The following is a 673-nucleotide window of genomic DNA, read 5'->3' on the forward strand; positions in this document are numbered from 1 at the left end:
GTTGCTGTGTGAGACACTGCAAAGGAAAGGGAACCCCTGACGTGTGTTGGATCGCAAGAAGCATTTGAAGCGAGTTTGGTTGGGATTAGAACAAGGAAGAACTATGGCAGAGCCCGGGCCATCTAGCGTCCCTGTTGACGACAAAGGGAAGGAGAAGAAGGACTTTAGCACAGCTATTCTGGAAAGGAAGAAGTCTCCTAATCGTCTGATTGTGGACGATGCTCTCAACGACGACAACTCTGTCGTTGCGTTGCATTTGAAAACAATGGAGACCCTGCAGCTCTTCAGAGGCGACACTGTCCTCTTGAAGGGTAAGAAGCGGAAGGACACTGTCTGCATTGTCTTGGCGGATGACACAGTGGAGGAGTCGAAAATCCGCATGAACAAGACTGTGCGCAAGAACCTGCGTGTGCGCTTGGGCGACATTGTGTCAGTGCACCAGTGTGCGGACGTGAAATATGGCAAGCGCATCCATGTGCTGCCCATCGACGACACCATAGAGGGCCTCACTGGCAACCTCTTTGACGCCTTCTTGAAGCCCTACTTCCTGGAGGCCTACAGACCTGTCAGGAAGGACGATGTGTTCCTGGTGAGGGGTGGCATGCGCAGTGTGGAGTTCAAGGTGGTGGAGACAGAGCCGGAGCCGTATTGCATCGTCGCGCCGGACACAGAG

Annotated in this window: 1 protein-coding gene; it reads left to right on the forward strand. The window is 53.6% G+C overall.

Annotation, left to right across the window (positions count from 1 at the left end; genetic code table 11):
- Positions 1–103 precede the first annotated feature (103 nt).
- Positions 104–673 (forward strand): hypothetical protein (locus ON19_RS45250; protein WP_157229896.1); only part of this gene is annotated, 570 nt, incomplete at its 3' end.

The organism is Nocardia abscessus NBRC 100374, assembly GCF_000308455.1.
GTDB lineage: Bacteria > Actinomycetota > Actinomycetes > Mycobacteriales > Mycobacteriaceae > Nocardia > Nocardia abscessus.